Consider the following 16,653-nt stretch of genomic DNA (forward strand, 5'->3'; position numbering starts at 1 on the left):
CAGGCAGCGTTATCGCTCAGCGACGGATTGGCGCATCGGGTCTCAGGCCCGCCACCGCAACAGGATCGTCGACAGCGGTGGCAGGGTGAGCGACAGGGACTGCGGCTTGCCATGGGCAGGGTGATGCTCCGTCCAAACCTCGACATTCCCGAGGTTGGAGCCGCCGTAAACGCCGGCGTCGCTGTTGAACACCTCTTCCCAGCGCCCTTCCGCCGGTACACCGATCCGGTAGCCCTGGCGTGGTACGGGCGTCATGTTGGAGACGGCGAGCACCATCGACGTCCGGTCCTTGCTGAGGCGCAGCATGCCGAAGATCGAATGTTCCGCATCATCCGAGACCGCCCAGTCGAAGCCCTGAGGATGCAGATCTCCATATTGCAACGCCGGTTCAGAGGCATAGAGTCGGTTGAGATCGCCCACGAGCCGCTGCATACCGGCATGTTCCGGGCGATCGAGAAGATCCCAGACGATCGAGCCGTCATGGTTCCACTCCGTCTCCTGTGCGATTTCGCCGCCCATGAAGAGCAGCTTCTTGCCGGGATGAGCCCACATGAAGCCGAAATAGGCGCGCAGATTGGCCAATTTCTGCCAGGCGTCACCCGGCATCTTGCCGAGGAGAGAGCCCTTCCCGTGCACGACCTCGTCGTGGGAGAGCGGCAGCATGAAGCGCTCGGAATAGGCGTAGACCATGCCGAACGTCATCTGACCGTGATTGTAACGCCGGTAGACAGGATCGTCCTGCATGTAATGCAGCGTGTCATGCATCCAGCCCATGTTCCATTTGAAGTCGAAGCCGAGGCCACCGTTCTCGACCGGCTGCGTCACGCCCGGCCATGCGGTGGACTCTTCGGCGATCATCAGCACGTTCGGGCAGCGCTGGTGCACGATGCTGTTCAGGTGCTTGAAGAACTCGACGGCTTCAAGGTTTTCCCGCCCGCCATATTTGTTCGGTATCCATTCGCCGGCATTCCGGCTGTAGTCGCGATAGAGCATGGAGGCCACCGCATCCACGCGCAGCGCGTCGATATGGTATTCTTCCAGCCATTCGAGCGCGCTGGCGATGAGGAACCCCTTCACCTCGTTGCGGCCGAAATTGTAGATCAGCGTATTCCAGTCCTTGTGGAAACCTTCGCGGGGATCCTCATGCTCGTAAAGAGCCGTGCCGTCGAAACGGGCGAGGCCCCAGACGTCGGTCGGGAAGTGGGCAGGCACCCAGTCGAGAATGACGCCAATGCCCGAGGCATGGCAACGATCGACGAAATAGGCGAAATCCTCCGGAGTGCCGTAACGACCCGTCGGCGCGAAGAGGCCGAGCGGCTGGTAGCCCCAGGATCCGCCGAACGGATATTCCATGATCGGCAGCAGCTCGATGTGGGTGAAGCCCAGACGTGCGGCATAGGGAATGAGGCGCTGGCTGAACTCGATCCAGTCCAGCGACCGGTTTCCGTCTTCGGCAATGCGAAGCCAGGACTCCAGATGAACCTCGTATACGGAAATGGCGGCTTCTCCGTCACGGATTTCCGTTTTCCGGCGCATCCAGTCTTCATCGGTCCACGGATAGGGCGCGGCCGATGCGACGATGGAGGCCGTGGCAGGTGCCGCCTCGCTTGCGCGCGCGATCGGGTCGGCCTTCTGCGGCAACAGGTTGCCGGAGGCGTCGATGATCTCGAACTTGTAGCGTTCGCCCTTGCCGAGACGCGGGATGAAAATTTCCCAGACGCCGGCCGAGGGACGCAGCCGCATCGGGTTGCGGCGTCCATCCCACGCGTTGAAGTCCCCGACGACGGAGACGCGTCGAGCGTTCGGCGCCCAGACGGCAAACCGCACGCCCTCGATACCGTCAACATCCGTGACCCGTGCGCCAAAGGTCCGGCCGAGGCTGTAATGGGTGCCTTGCGAGAAGAGGTGCAGGTCGAGGTCGCCAAGCAGCGGGCCGAAGGCGTAGGGGTCCTCGGTTTCCTGAATGGCTTCCGGCCAGGTGATCCGCAGCCGATAGCGGGGCAGATCGGTCAGAGCCGCAAAGAGACCGCCGGGGTGCACGAGCTCAAGGCTCGTTGCAACTGCGCCGCTTGCCGGGTCGAGAAGGTCGATCCCGACAGCACCCGGCATGAGCACGCGCACGATGGTCCTGTCGGCGTGCGGGTGCGCGCCGAGCACGGCGAAGGGATCGCCATGTCGGCCATCCATGAGGGCGGTGATGGCATCGTTGTCGATACCCTGAAGAAGATCGAGGCGTTCCAGCATCAGGCGTTACTTTCCGAAAGTCGGCGGACGATGGCGGAGAAGCCAGCGAGCGGGATGGGCAGCCATTTCGGCCGGTTGCGGGCTTCGTAGGCGATTTCGTACGTGGCTTTTTCCAGAAGGAAGAGGTCGAGGATCCGCGTGCGGACCGCTTCGGGCATGCGCAGCGCATCCGACGTTTCCGTGACAGCGAAGTAGCTCGTCAGGAATACCGCCTCGGCTTTTTCGATAAAGGCGCGGATGAGCACCGACCGTCTGTCGTCGGTCGGGTCGCTCACCACCTCGTTGTCGAGTTCCGCCGTCGCTGCGAGATAGCTCAGCGACCGCAAGAGGCCTGCAACATCGCGCAGCGGATTTGTCTTCGCGCGGCGTTCGTCCAGGCCCCGGGCCGGCTCGCCTTCGAAGTCGATGATGTAGGCATCGGCTTCCGCAACGAGGATCTGGCCCAGATGGAAATCACCGTGATTGCGGATCATCAGCGTGTCCGCTGCACTATCGGCAAGGGCACCGATGGAAGCGAGCAGGGTCTCGCGCCCATCGACGAGCATGGTGATCTCCTCGCCGAGCGCCGGTTCCACGTCGCCGCGTGCACGGTCGAGAATGGCAAGCCCGTCCGAAATCTGGCCGACCACCTGACGGCGCAGGTCCTCGATATCATCGGTCCGGGCATGCAGCGGCGCAAAGGCATCATCCTCGGTCGGCTTCGCCAGCGCGACATGGAGTTCGCCGAGACGCGTGCCGACATTGGAGACGAAGTCCATCAGCGGCGAGAACAGGCCCTCCTGCACGTCCGTGGAGGCGATGTCTGTCACGGATGTCAGCGTGTCGTCCAGCGTGCGGCGCAGGGTGCTGAGCATCCAGTTCCACGCATCGCCCTGATTTCGGATCGCGCCCTGAATGATGATCAGCGTGGAGCGCGTGCCGTCCGGAGCGATGCGGGCGATCTCTCCGAGCAGGGGCGCGGTGTTGGCATAGCCGACGCTGGTCAGATAGCGCGTCATCTCCACCTCCGGGTGGATGCCCGGGAAGATGTGGCGGATGAGCTTGATCATCGCGATATCGCCGACGATCAACGAGCTGTTGGATTGCTCTGCCGAAAGCCAGTGGATCGGCACGTCGTCGCGCACGTCGATGCCATCGAGCTGGTCGCTTCCGATGAACTCCAGCGTGCCGCTGCGTCCGGAGATTTGGGTGCGTTCGCGCAGCCCCTTGAGGACCCCGCGGGCAAAGGCATCCACCGCGAACCCGTCCGTCAGGAAGCCGACGCGTCGGCCCTGCCGGATACGGGCAAGCGCCAGCTGCTGGGCAAGCGCCGGCGGATTGGCGTCGTCCCACGCGATAGCGAGCGGCAGCATGTAGGTTTCGGTGTGCCCTTCGAGTTCGGCCTCGAGTTCGCCGAGCAGGATATCGTGGGGGAAGCCCATGGGTACGGCGCTGACGATCGTAGCGCCATGCAGCGTCTCGCCCTTAGAGCCGAACCAGCGCCGCTTTGCGAGATAGGAGGGAAGGACATCGCGCGAGAGGACGTTCGAAAGACGCGGTTCCTCGACTACTTCCAGCAGATCTCGGCGAAGCACCATCGTTGCGAAATCGGGCAGCTGTTCAGGTGGGTCGTTGCGCCAGGTCGGGCCATCGGCTTCGGCAACGAGCTGGAACCAGAAGAAGCCGTAGGGCGGCAGGGTCAGGAGATAGGTGAGCTGGCCGATGGGCGGGAACGGCGACATGCCGGTCAGTTCGATCGGCACGCGGTTCTCGAATTCCGAGAGATCAAGCTCGACGGCCTGCGGCAGGCGTGAGAGGTTGAAGACGCAGAGGATCGTATCGCCCTCGTATTCCCTGATATAGGCGAGGATCTTGCGGTTGCCCGGCTTCAGGAAACGCTGGGTGCCCCGGCCGAACGCGATGTGGCGACGACGGAGCGCCAGCATGTGGCGCGTCCAGTTCAGGAGCGAATGCGCATCCGCCGACTGCGCCTCGACATTCACGGCCTCGTAGCCATAGAGCGGATCCATGACCGGGGGCAGAACGAGGCGGGCGGGGTCTGCGCGGGAAAAGCCGCCATTGCGGTCCGGCGACCACTGCATCGGCGTGCGCACGCCATCGCGGTCGCCGAGATAGATGTTGTCGCCCATGCCGATTTCGTCGCCGTAATAGATAACCGGCGTGCCGGGCATGGAGAGCAGCAGCGCGTTCATCAGCTCAACGCGCCGTCGGTCGCGCTCCATCAGCGGCGCAAGCCGGCGGCGGATGCCGAGATTGATGCGGGCACGGCGGTCGGCGGCATAGATGTTCCAGAGATAGTCCCGCTCGGCATCCGTCACCATTTCGAGCGTCAGCTCATCATGGTTGCGCAGGAAGATCGCCCACTGGCAATTGTCCGGAATATCGGGCGTCTGGCGCATGATGTCGGTGATCGGAAAACGGTCTTCCTTGGCGATGGCCATGTACATGCGCGGCATCAGCGGAAAGTGGAACGCCATGTGGCATTCGTCGCCATTGCCGAAATATTCGTTCGTATCTTCCGGCCACTGGTTGGCTTCGGCAAGCAGCATGCGGCCGGGATGGCTCTCGTCGAGCGCCGCACGGATCTGCTTCAGGATGTCGTGGGTTTCCGGCAGATTCTCGTTGTTCGTCCCCTCGCGCTCGATGAGGTAGGGGATGGCGTCCAAACGAAAGCCGTCGATGCCGGTCTCCAGCCAGAAGCGCATGACCGAAAGCAGTTCTTCCATCACCTTCGGATTGTCGAAGTTCAGATCCGGCTGGTGAGAATAGAATCTATGCCAGTAATAAGCGCCTGCAACCGGATCCCAGGTCCAGTTGGACTTTTCCGTATCGAGGAAGATGATGCGGGTTTCCGGAAACTTCTGGTCCGTATCCGACCAGACGTAGAAATCGCGCTCCGGGGAGCCAACCGGCGCATTGCGGGCGCGCTGAAACCACGGGTGCTGGTCGGAGGTGTGGTTGATCACCAGCTCGATGATGACACGAATTCCCCGCTCATGGGCGGCATCCACGAAGGCGCGAAATTCGTCCATCGTTCCGTAGTCGGGGCTGACATCGCCGTAGTCGGCAATATCGTAGCCATCGTCGCGTCTCGGCGACGGGAAGAACGGCAGCAGCCAGATCGCGGTGACGCCAAGCGAGGAGATGTGGTCGAGCTTCTCCTGCAGGCCTTTGAAGTCGCCGATGCCATCGCCATTCCCGTCATGGAACGACTTGATGTGAAGCTGGTAGATGATGGCGTCCTTGTACCATAGCGGGTCCGAGGAGCCGCTTTCGGCATGTGTCTGTGGGCGGGTGCCGCTCTCGTCCTGCACCTGATCGGTCAGCATATCCATGTCGATTCCTCCCTATCGAACCCGCCAGATGCCGAACGGCATCGTCGGATCGAGGCGGATGCGTTGTGTCTTGCCCGTCCAGGTGAAGCTCCGGTTGGCAATAAGGTCTTCCATGGGAAGCGATCCGTTGTCCGGAAGGTTCCATGACCAGAGCGGAACTTCGACATCCGCCTCCTGTACGTTGTGAGGATCGAGGCTGATGGCGATCAGCAGCACGTTTTCGCGGCCGGCGCTTGCCTTCTCGAAGAACATGACATTGTCGTTCCAGGCGGGAAGAAGTGTCAGCCCGAGATGCGAGTGGAGCGCCGGGTTTTCGCGACGGATACGGTTCAAAAGCGCGATTTCGCCCTTGATATGGCCCGGGCGGTCATAGTCCCACGCGCGGATCTCGTACTTTTCGCTGTCGGCATATTCCTTGCGCTTGGCATCCGGCCGGCCTTCGCAGAGCTCGAACCCGTTATAGACACCCCAGAGGCCTGAAAGGGTCGCGGCGAGGGCAGCACGAATGAGATAGGCCGGACGGGGCGCATTCTGCAGGAAGTCCGGGTTGATATCATGCGTGTTGACGAAGAAGTGCGGGCGGAAGAACTCTTTCGGCTCCTCCGTCGTGATCTCCCGCATGTATTCCTCGAGTTCCCACTTTGCGTTCCGCCACGTGAAGTAGGTGTAGGATTGCGAGAACCCGACTTTGGCCAGCCGGTACATGACCTTTGGCTTGGTAAAGGCTTCCGAAAGGAAAACGACCTCGGGATGACGACCGCGGATGTCGGCGATCATCCACTCCCAGAAAGGGAACGGCTTCGTGTGCGGATTGTCGACGCGGAAAAGCTTGACGCCCTGATCGACCCAAAGCTGGACGACATCGCGAAGCGTCTCCCATAGAGAGGGAACGGCGTCTTTCGCGTAGAAATCGACGTTGACGATGTCCTCGTATTTCTTCGGCGGGTTTTCCGCATAGCGGATCGTTCCATCCGGTCGCCAGTCGAACCAGCCGGGGTGATCCTTCAGCCAGGGATGATCCGGTGAAGCCTGTATCGCCAGATCGAGAGCGATTTCGAGCCCGTGTTCTGCGGCGGCCGATACCAGTCGGCGGAAATCCTCGAACGTGCCGAGTTCCGGATGGATCGCGTCATGGCCGCCCTCCGGCGAGCCGATGGCGTAGGGGCTGCCGGGATCGTTCGGACCGGGTGTCAGCGTATTGTTGCGGCCCTTACGGTTCGTGGTCCCGATCGGGTGGATCGGTGGGAAGTAAAGGACGTCGAAGCCCATCTCGCGAATGGCGGGCAGCCGGCCGATAACGTCGTCGAACGTTCCATGGCGATTGGCGTCGCCGCTCTGCGAGCGCGGGAAAACCTGAAACCAGCTCGCAAAGCCTGCTGCCTTCCGCTCGGCGTCGACCGGAATAACGGCGGAACGGACGCTGAAAGGACGACGGTCGGCACGTGCCATGAGAGAAAAGGTTTCCGGTGCGAGCAACCGTCGGGTCTTCGCATCGGCATCCTCTTCCGCAAGCGTTGCCAGAAGCGCCTTCAGTTCGGGTTGAACCCGCTGGGGGCCATGCTCTTGCGCGGCCTTGATGAGGTTTATGCCTTCCTGAATCTCCAGCGTCAGGTCGAGATTGGCTTCGTGCTTCTTGCCGAGTTCGTATCGGAAGATGGCGTAGGGATTGCGCCAGGCCTCCACGACATATTCGTGGCGACCCATCCGCTTTAGCGTGAATTCTGCCTTCCAATGGTCGTTGACGACGAACTGCATCGGAACTTCGGTCCAATCCTGCGCATCCACCGGACGCCAGAGGAGCACGGCAGCCAGTGGATCATGCCCATCGCCGAAGATATCGGCTTCGACCTTCACGACGTCGCCGACCACGCGCTTGACCGGGAAGCGGCCTTCATCGACGGCTGGCGATACCTTCTCGATGGCCAGCCGTGGTGTATCTGCGGCGGCACGCGCATCCATGGGCGCGCCTGCCATGAGGATCGGCTTCGACGCCGTACCCTCGAAGATGCGCAGCTCGCCCGGCGCAAGCCGAACATCGGCGTCGAGGGCACGTTCCGGCCGAGCGATATCGCAGAGCGGCAGGAAGGCGGATGCTGCCTCGCGGATGGCGTTGAAAGGTGCTGCGGCACTGCGACGAAGATCGCGATTGCACACGATGACGCGTACCGTCTCCGCCTGACGAAGATCCACGTGGTCGCCCTGCACGAGAGCGCTGACGGATGTGGCGCTGCCGGCAATCAGTGTGAGCGGCATTCCGGCCGGAAGCTTCGCGGCGGCAAGCCGCTCGTTGACCGAGCGGATTTCCGACGAGATGTCGAAGGCGCCTTGCGATTTCAGCGCGCGGATGCCGCCACCATGACCATGCATCGGGTCGAGCGGTGTCGATGCGCCGAACTCGAAGCCCATCGGGATGAGGATGCCCTGACCGAGGGTCGCGGAAAGACCGAGCGTTCGAACGGCGCGCCGCTTCAGGATCTCGCTGCTTTCCGTACCATGGGCAGTTCGCTTGGCGAACGGCGCTTCGGGAAAGGCGATTTGATACGGGAAACTGCGTTGCAACTCATATTCGTCCAGAAGCCAGCGGTCCTGCATGTTCCACCACGCGAGCGACGAGAAGCCGCCCTCGAAGCCGGCTTGAGCCAGAGCTTTGCGGTCCTCGAACGATGTGCCGGGCGTCCATGCTAGAAACCGGACCTTCGGCTGGCGCTGCCGGACACTTGAGATCAGGTTTCGCCATGCGTCCGCCGGCATCGTGGCAAGGCCGATGCATCGGAAACCATCGATACCGGCGTCCGTGAGCTTCTGGAGACGATCTGTCCACGTGGCGACCAGGGTGGCCTGTTGGTCCACATCATGGCCCTGCACAGCGCGGCTGCCGGAGACCATAGGCGAAATGCGGGGATCGACGGTAGCGCTGCCGTTCGACGGTGCGTCTGCCTCTCGCCCGACGACGATGTCCAGCATCAGGGCTAGACCGTGACGCCGTGCGGCATAGACTAGCGTCGAAATGCCATCTTCGATGCTGTCGCCGACGCCAAGCTCTGAGCCTAGGGTGTTAAAGTCGGCAGTGACGAAAACGCTGGTTCCGTCCCCTCTTTGGAAGACCGGTGCCGAAAGGACGGTGTCGAAACCGAGCGTTGCGGCATGCGCAAAGGCCGCGTCCCACGCCTCCATTCCCCTCAGATGCAGGGGGTGGACGTAGTAGATCCGCGGCGGCGTGATGACAGGTGTGTGTGCTTCGGCAAGCGAATGAACATTCATGGGCTGTCTCGCGTTGTTTCGTTGAGAACCGTGCGAACCCCAAGCTTGTTCCACATCGTCTTGCCAAACATGGCGTGGCGGTGCTGTCAGATGCGTGCGGACGTCGTGCTTTCCGAGCGCGGACGCTCCTCCCGCATGACAGTGGAAATCGCCACGAGAAGCGGGGCTTCGGGCAATTCGTCGAGCGTCATGGAGAGCTTCGGCTTCCAATTTGGATAGCTGTCGCTGGTCCCCGGAACATTCGTCGGATTTTTCTCGCCGGTCATATCCGCGAGACGTACCGCCGCGAGGGCAGACGTGGTCCTGGCGATGAAACGGTGGGCATCGACCACGATGCCGGTCAGAGCGCTGTCCTCGGCAGACCCGGACGGCAGGCGGGCAGGCTGTTCTATTCCCGCGTCGTCAAGCACTTGCACGAGATCCTTTCGCTCCATCCTTCGCTCTTCCTGATGCGCCTGCGTAATGTCAGGCGGGAGGATGCCATGCTCGGCGCGGGTGGCGATATCGGCGCCGCGCCACCAGCCGGCGAGCGTCTGGTGGTCATGCGTGGAGATGCAGGCGAGCGACAAAGCCGGATAGGCTTCTGCCGGTTTGAAGCCGTCTTCCGTGCGCTCGTAGGACAGGATGCGGTAGGAGAGAATGCGTGCTTGAGCGAGATCATCCTGCAAGCCCTCGGGGAGGACGCCGAGATCCTCGCCGATGACGAGGCATTCATGATGTTTGGAGGATGTCGCAAGAATGCCGAGCAGATCCCGTTCCGGATAGGCGACATAGGCGCCGCCGTCCGGCTTCAGGTCGAGCGGAACGAGGAAGAGGCGGCGCAGCGCTGCGGCATGGTCGATGCGGATCGCGCCGGCATAGCGCATGGCGGCCGTTACCATGCGCTGGTAGGGCGATGGATCACCGCTGGCGATAGCCGCTGGCTGGAAGGCGGCGAGGTGCCAGTCCTGGCCGTCGGCCGCAAAAGGATCCGGCGGACTTCCGACGGTGGCCTTGGAGACGTAGAGATCGCGCTCCCCCCAGGTCGCGGCGCCATCGAGCGCCTCGCCGACCGCAAGATCGAGATAGAGGCCGATCCGCATGCCAGCAGCCTTTGCAGCCCTCGAGGCTGTGTCGAGCTGGCAGTGCGCCAGCCATTGCAGCCACATATGGAAGCGGATCTCGTCCTCGTGGGTCTCGGCAAAAGCAACGACATCCGGGCTTTTTGGGTCCTTGAAGCTCTCCGGCCATGCATGCCAGCCGGCACCGAGGCCTTGGGCGGACATTGTGAAAGACAGGGTCTCGAACAATGCATGGAGGCGCAACGGCGCACCTTCGCGGGTGATGAACGTGTCGAAATCTTCCGGCTCGGACGATCCGTGTCTCTCGGGCGTCCAGCCCGTCCAGATGTTGCGCAGCGCTTCGAGCTTCAGGTTGCAGACGCCGACATAATCGACAAGTCCTGCTTGCCGCAATTCAGCAGCCTTACTCTCCATATCCGGGTCCTGCTCGTAACCGGGAACGCGATCGACGGCGATGTAGAGGGGGTTCAGGCGCTGTCGGCTGGAGGGTTCATAGGGGCTGCAGCGATCGGGGTCGGCGAGAAAGGGCGCGTGCAACGGTGTCAATCCGATGAAGTCCGCGCCCAGCGGGCCGAAAACCCGGGCGATGTCGCAGAGATCCTGAAAGTCGCCGATACCCCAGTTGCGGGATGAACGAAGCTCATAAGGTTCGAGTGTCACGCCCCACACGCGCGTGTCTTGGAGAAAGGGGGGCAGGTAGGAGGCAGGGAGAGGCGCGGCTTTCTCCGTGGTCCGGAGTGTCGGCTCGCTCGGCTCCTCGGCGTCGACCTCGACGTTCAGCGCCTCCAGGATTTTGATTTTCGTCTCGCTGGAGACGGTAACTTCATCCTTATCGGGACTGGGTCGCGTTTCGCCGATACCGTGCCGGCGTGCAATCTCATCGATCGTCTGACGCTTCATGAATGTCGTCGCCTTTTGAGAAGTCCTGATGCGGGTGTGAAGGGAGACCTAAGGCGGCGTGGCCGGATGGCAAATGACGACGGTGCTATTTGCGAGCCTGTCCTCGTGCAGTGCCGTCCGACGAGACCGGAACCGGCCGGGGCCACGTCTGGCGCCACGGCAGGTTCCTGTTCGTTGGGACGTTCTAGATCTTTGCGGTTTCGCCGGATTCCTTGAGGGATGCAAATGTCATGGTGACGCTGCGCAGGTTGGCATCCAGCCAATCGGCCATTGCGATTTCCTCGTCGAGATTGGAGCGCAGCGTAGGTACAGCATTCGGGAAGCCGCCGAGTTCGGCCACCGTGATCAGCGACTTGTAGGCAGCGATCTCGAAATTCTCGAAGGCGAAATTTGCGAAAGAGTTCTTCAGGATTTCGTCACCGGCGACGGTGTGGCCTAGCGCCGCCATCGCGCCCGTGAAGGAAAGCGCCATGTCCTTGAGTGCCGAATGGCTCTCTGCCAACTCGTCCAGCAGCGTCTCGATCCGCGTCATCTGGCCTTCCGTTTCACGAATGTGCTGCTGAAGGCGGTCGGCAACCTGGGGATAGTTCTCGATCCTGGAAACCTGTGGCTTCATGATGGAGAGCGCCTGATTCTCCATTGCATGGGCATTCTTAAGTCCCGTGACGAAGATCGTGCGGATATCGGTGTCGGCCATGGTGTGCTCCTTCTCGTATAAAAAGCCGCAGAACCATGGGGAGCCCGGTAAGTTCCCGGGGGAGACAGAGGCGAGGCGCTCAGCCGTCGCCTGAAAAGTGCTTAGTGGCTGGTCGCCGCCTTGGCCTGGCGCATGGCGGCCAGATACTTCTCGCCAGGGCGAGACGTCATGGCGGCGACTTTGATGCGGGTCTGTTCGCGATGGGCCTCGGCCCGCTGACGCGCCGCTTCACCCTGCGCGATCAGGATCCTGACGCTTTCGCGCAATTCGATCTGCTTATCCATGGCATACCTCATGCTGCTGCGAGATCGGCAACCTCGCCGAACTGGATGATCAGGCGCGGCTCGCTCATGTCACCGGACTCTTCATCGACCTTAACCGCATAGGCCGCCACGCCCGGAAAACGTGCGGACATGGAGGTCGCGATCTTCTCCGCGCTGACGGCATTCGAAGCCTGGCGCATCTCGCCCGGAGCAACGCCGCCGCGGACCTTCTTGAAAGGCATGACAATGAATTTCTCTGCTGTCGCCATCTCGAAACATCTCCTGATTTGTTCTCTAAATGTTCTATTCCACGGGACATGTCAAGAGATGTGTTTCAGATGTGCGAGCATGAAACCTGCAGACACTGGAGCAGAGCCTGCCGCGTTTCGCGACTGCCGCGATCTTCGTCTGGACGTTGGCAGCGCCTGAAGCAGCCTCTCTTCGAGATTGCCGCGTGCATCGGTGCTTGCTTGGGAATTACGCAGCGCTAGCGGCACGGTTCCGGGGCCATTCTTCGTTACATCCATGTGTAGCGGAAAGACGCGAATGTGCCTTAAAGGAGCAGGCTTGGGGGACCGTAACTAAGGTTTGCCGCGATTTTGCCGCCTAGGTTGTCGCTTGGCAGGAACTTCCCTGCGGGTCATCCGTTGCTGCTTCGGCATGCCGAACAGGTCTAATGCTGCTTTCTGCAGAGAACTCGTCGCTGCCCTGTTGCATGCGATAGCAATGACTTTCTCGACGTCACGATTTTCAAATATTCCAAGACGAGGAAAAGAACCCATGGACCAGTCCGTAAAATCGCGCCGCAAGGCCGACCTGAAGACGCCAACGGGCCTTTCGCAGGAAGGCGTGAAGGATATTTCCGGGGGTGCATCGGCCCTCCTGGCCGATGTCTTCGCGCTTTATCTGAAGACCAAGAATTTTCACTGGCATATGTCCGGCGCGAACTTCCGCGACTATCATCTGCTGCTCGACGATCACGGAGCCGAGTTGCTTGCCATAACGGACCCGCTGGCCGAGCGCGTGCGCAAGCTGGGTGGTTCGACGCTGAAGTCGATCGGTGACATCTCCCGCCAGCAGCGGATCAAGGATAACGATGCCGATTTCGTTCACCCGCACGAGATGCTTGCAGAGTTACGCGACGATAATGGTGCTTTGATCCAGAGCATGCGGGAGCTACACGACGTCTGCGACGAGCATGGCGATGTCGCCACCGCAAGCCTGCTGGAAAACTGGATCGATGACGGCGAGAAGCGCGTCTGGTTCCTGTTCGAGATTCTGCGCGGAACCAATACCTAATCGGTCGTTCCGCACGGTGCATTATATAAGAAAGGCGCAGGCTGGGGAGCCTGCGCCTTTCTCGTGCCGGATCGATGTCCAATGCGCGTTCAGATCTTGCCGTCCTTCAGGCGCGACAGGAGGTACTTGCCATATGTGCTCTTGCCGAGCTTCTTGCCGAGGACCTCAAGCTGGTTGGCGTCGATGAAGCCGTTGAGGTAGGCGATTTCTTCCGGGCAGGCGATCTTGAAGCCCTGGCGACGTTCCAGCGTGGCGACGAACTCGCCTGCATCGAGCAGGCTGTCCGGGGTGCCCGTGTCGAGCCAGGCATAGCCGCGGCCCATCAGTTCGACGCTGAGCTTGCCGCGTTCCAGATAGATCCGGTTGACGTCGGTGATCTCCAGTTCGCCGCGCGGCGAGGGCTTGAGGTTGGCGGCGATATCCACGACGGCGGCATCGTAGAAGTAGAGACCGGTAACGGCCCAGTTGGACTTCGGCTCCGGTGGCTTCTCCTCGATGGAGAGCGCCTTCATGCTCTTGTCGAACTCGACCACGCCGTAGCGTTCCGGGTCGGCGACATGATAGGCGAACACGGTGGCTCCCTCCGTTCGGGCGCTTGCGCGATCGAATAGATCAGTGATCCCGTGGCCGTAGAAGATGTTGTCGCCGAGGATCAGGCAGGAGGGATCCGAGCCGACGAAATCGGCGCCGATGATATAGGCCTGCGCCAGACCATCCGGAGACGGCTGCTCGGCATAGGTGAGGTTGATGCCCCAGGCGCTGCCGTCACCCAGCAGGCGCTGGAAGTTCGGCAGATCTACCGGGGTCGAGATGATCAGGATGTCCTTGATGCCGGCCAGCATCAGCGTGGACAGCGGATAGTAGATCATCGGCTTGTCGTAGACCGGCATCAGCTGCTTGGATGTGACCAGCGTCATCGGATGCAGTCGCGTACCGCTGCCGCCTGCGAGAATAATACCCTTCATCGAAATACTCCTAAATGAACTACGCCTGGAGAATGCGGGTGACGACCGTTTCGGTCGCTGCGCGCCAGTCCTGCAGGGTGATGCCGTGGATGGCGGAAAGTTTGCTGCCGTCGAGCTGGGAATTGGCCGGACGCTTTGCCGGCGTCGGATAGGCACTCGACGGGATCGGGTTGACCTTCGCAGACGGCCCGCCCTGTTCTGCCGACAGGCGGAAGATCTCTGTTGCGAACTCCGCCCAGCTGGCGCGACCGGCATTGGTCAGGTGGAACGTACCGCGCAGTGCCGCGTCGTCGCTCTTCAGGAGGTTGTCGGCAACCGTGAGAATGGCATCGGCGATGTCGAGCGCCGAGGTCGGGCATCCCATCTGGTCGGCGACCACGTTCATCTCGTCTCGGTCGGCTGCCACGCGCAGCATCGTCTTGACGAAGTTCTTGCCGTAGGGGCTGTGAACCCAGGCGGTGCGAAGGATCGCATGGTTCGGCGTGGCCGCTGCCACGGCCTCTTCGCCGGCAAGCTTCGAGCGGCCGTAAGCGCCGATCGGCGCAACCGGGTCGCTTTCGACATAGGCGCCCGTCTTCGTCCCGTCGAAAACGTAATCGGTGGAGATGTGGACGATCGGAATACCGAGTCCGGCAGCCGCTTTCGCCAGTGCGCCCGCTGCCTCGCCATTGACCTTGGTGGCGAGATCTTCCTCGCTTTCGGCCTGATCCACCGCCGTGTAGGCGGCAGCGGAAATGATGATGTCAGGCCGGATGGCCGCAATGGCGGGTCCGAGCGTTTCCGGTGCGCTGAAATCCACTTCCGGGCGACCGAAGGTGACGATGGCGATATCAGGACGGTTGGCTGCCCGCTCGATGATCGAGCGGACGACCTGTCCTTCCTTGCCGGTGACGAGATATGTCAGAGCCATCAGGAAGCCTTCGGCTGCGTCTGGATGAGGCCCAGGCGACCGCCGTCATAGCCATCACGCAGCGGCTTCCACCACCATTCGTTCTCCAGATACCAGCGCACCGTCTTCTCGATGCCGGTGTCGAAGTTCTCAAGCGCTTTCCAGCCGAGTTCGGTTTCCAGACGCGTCGCGTCGATCGCGTAGCGGGCATCGTGGCCCGGGCGATCCGTGACGTGCTCGATCAGCCTGGCATGCGGCGCGCCCTGCGGACGCAGCGTGTCCATGAGTTCGCAGACGCGGTGTACGACGTCGATGTTGCGACGCTCGTTGCGGCCGCCGACATTGTAGGTCTCGCCCACCTCACCGCGTTCGGCGATCAGGTCGAGCGCGCGGGCGTGATCCTCGACATAGAGCCAGTCGCGGATGTTGGCGCCGCTGCCATAGACGGGAAGCTTCTTGCCGTGCATCGCATTGAGGATGATCAGCGGGATCAGCTTTTCCGGGAAATGGTAGGGGCCGTAATTGTTGGAGCAGTTCGACACCACGATCGGCAGGCCGTAGGTACGCTGCCAGGCCTTGGCCAGATGATCCGACGAAGCCTTGGACGCCGAATATGGCGAGCTCGGGTCATAAGGCGTCGTTTCGGTGAAGAGCCCGTCGTCGCCGAGCGATCCGTAGACCTCGTCCGTGGACACGTGCAGGAAGCGGAAGGCTTCCTTGGCATCGGCTTCCAGCGTGTTCCAGTACGCGCGAGCGGCTTCCAGCATGGTGAACGTGCCGATGACGTTGGTCTGCACGAAGTCGGCAGCACCCGTGATCGAACGGTCGACGTGGCTTTCGGCCGCAAGGTGCATGACGCGGTCCGGGCGGAACGTGTCGAAGGCTTCCTGGATGGCGCTGCGATCGCAGATGTCGGCCTGCAGGAACCTGTGATTTGCCTCGTTGCTGATGCTGTCGAGAGAGGTCAGCGTGCCGGCATAGGTCAGCTTGTCGATGGTGAGAACCTCGTAGCCCTTCTCAAGGACGAGATAACGAACCACGGCCGAACCGATGAAGCCGGCGCCTCCGGTAACAATAACGCGCATAGTCGGGTTTCCTGATGGTTACGAGTTGGCGTTGGGGCCGGTATAGGTGAAGCTTTCCTTCAGCTCTGCCAGCAGCGGCTGAAGCGTGTCCTTCTTCGACAGGACGGGCGTGCTGGCGACATCGGGCCAGACGATGCCGATAGCCGGATCGTCCCAGCGCAGCCCGCGGTCGTGCTCGGCGCTGTAATAGTCCGTCACCTTGTAGCTGACCTCCGTGGCCGGCACCAAAGTGCAGAAGCCGTGGGCAAAGCCCGCGGGAACCCACAGCTGATGGCCGTTCTGCGCGGTCAGTTCCGCGCCGACATACTGGCCATAGGTGGGCGAGCCGACGCGGATATCGACCGCGACGTCATAGATGGCGCCTGCGATGCAACGGACGAGCTTGCCCTGTGCGCGCGGCTCCAGCTGAAAATGCAGCCCGCGCACCGTGCCGGCATCCGCCGAAAGCGACTGATTGTCCTGACGGAACTCGACCTTTGCCGCCTGTTCCTCGAACAGGGACTGGCGGAACGTTTCCATGAAGTACCCGCGGTCGTCACCGATCTTGTTCGGCTTGACCAGAATCACGTCGGAAATCGAAAGGCGCTCAAAATTCATGCATAGGTCCATCTATCGTTGCTGAAATATCTTTATCGGCTGGCAATGCTTGTATCA

At 61.7% G+C, this 16,653-nt stretch carries 12 protein-coding genes; 1 reads left to right on the plus strand and 11 read right to left on the minus strand.

Going from position 1 to position 16,653, the window contains the following annotated elements:
* Positions 1-42 precede the first annotated feature (42 nt).
* The 7 genes from glgB to BSG19_RS16540 form a co-directional block, all read right to left on the minus strand.
* Positions 43-2,247, minus strand: a complete 2,205-nt coding sequence (gene glgB / locus BSG19_RS16510) for a 1,4-alpha-glucan branching protein GlgB (RefSeq protein ID WP_092989151.1) — start codon at positions 2,245-2,247, stop codon at positions 43-45.
* Positions 2,244-5,573, minus strand: a complete 3,330-nt coding sequence (treS, locus tag BSG19_RS16515; protein ID WP_092989443.1) for a maltose alpha-D-glucosyltransferase — start codon at positions 5,571-5,573, stop codon at positions 2,244-2,246. Before treS ends, glgB begins: the two co-directional genes overlap by 4 nt.
* An 18-nt stretch (positions 5,574-5,591) precedes the next feature.
* Positions 5,592-8,840, minus strand: a complete 3,249-nt coding sequence (locus BSG19_RS16520; protein WP_092989152.1) for a maltotransferase domain-containing protein — start codon at positions 8,838-8,840, stop codon at positions 5,592-5,594.
* An 86-nt stretch (positions 8,841-8,926) separates the two neighbouring features.
* Complete coding sequence (gene malQ, locus BSG19_RS16525) at positions 8,927-10,801, minus strand: 4-alpha-glucanotransferase (protein ID WP_092989153.1); 1,875 nt, start codon at positions 10,799-10,801, stop codon at positions 8,927-8,929.
* A gap of 184 nt (positions 10,802-10,985) precedes the next feature.
* Positions 10,986-11,498 (minus strand): ferritin-like domain-containing protein, encoded by a 513-nt coding sequence (locus BSG19_RS16530; protein WP_092989154.1) that lies wholly within the window; start codon positions 11,496-11,498, stop codon positions 10,986-10,988.
* Between the two features lie 101 nt (positions 11,499-11,599).
* A complete protein-coding gene (locus tag BSG19_RS16535; RefSeq protein ID WP_092989155.1) occupies positions 11,600-11,782 on the minus strand; it encodes a hypothetical protein in 183 nt (60 codons plus the stop codon).
* 8 nt (positions 11,783-11,790) lie between these two features.
* Positions 11,791-12,030, minus strand: coding sequence for a hypothetical protein (locus tag BSG19_RS16540; RefSeq protein WP_062475554.1), 240 nt, complete (start codon positions 12,028-12,030; stop codon positions 11,791-11,793).
* 511 nt (positions 12,031-12,541) lie between these two features.
* Here BSG19_RS16540 and BSG19_RS16545 point away from each other — a divergent pair.
* Positions 12,542-13,060 carry a Dps family protein gene (locus tag BSG19_RS16545; protein WP_092989156.1) on the plus strand — a complete coding sequence of 173 codons (519 nt, stop codon included), beginning with the start codon at positions 12,542-12,544 and terminating at the stop codon, positions 13,058-13,060.
* 89 nt (positions 13,061-13,149) lie between these two features.
* On the opposite strand, the gene rfbA is transcribed toward BSG19_RS16545, so the two are convergent.
* Genes rfbA through rfbC form a run of 4 tightly spaced genes read right to left on the minus strand, consistent with a single transcriptional unit; the run spans position 13,150 to position 16,596 of the window.
* Positions 13,150-14,025 carry a glucose-1-phosphate thymidylyltransferase RfbA gene (rfbA, locus tag BSG19_RS16550; RefSeq protein WP_092989157.1) on the minus strand — a complete coding sequence of 292 codons (876 nt, stop codon included), beginning with the start codon at positions 14,023-14,025 and terminating at the stop codon, positions 13,150-13,152.
* Positions 14,026-14,044: 19 nt separating this feature from the next.
* Positions 14,045-14,929 (minus strand): dTDP-4-dehydrorhamnose reductase, encoded by an 885-nt coding sequence (gene rfbD, locus BSG19_RS16555; protein ID WP_092989444.1) that lies wholly within the window; start codon positions 14,927-14,929, stop codon positions 14,045-14,047.
* A 5-nt stretch (positions 14,930-14,934) separates the two neighbouring features.
* Positions 14,935-15,999: a dTDP-glucose 4,6-dehydratase gene (gene rfbB / locus BSG19_RS16560; RefSeq protein ID WP_092989158.1), complete on the minus strand. Its 1,065-nt coding sequence runs from the start codon at positions 15,997-15,999 to the stop codon at positions 14,935-14,937.
* 18 nt (positions 16,000-16,017) lie between these two features.
* Positions 16,018-16,596, minus strand: coding sequence for a dTDP-4-dehydrorhamnose 3,5-epimerase (gene rfbC, locus BSG19_RS16565; RefSeq protein WP_092989159.1), 579 nt, complete (start codon positions 16,594-16,596; stop codon positions 16,018-16,020).
* Positions 16,597-16,653: the final 57 nt, after the last annotated feature.

Origin of the sequence: Rhizobium sp. NFR03 (assembly GCF_900111275.1) — a bacterium.
GTDB lineage: Bacteria > Pseudomonadota > Alphaproteobacteria > Rhizobiales > Rhizobiaceae > Ferranicluibacter.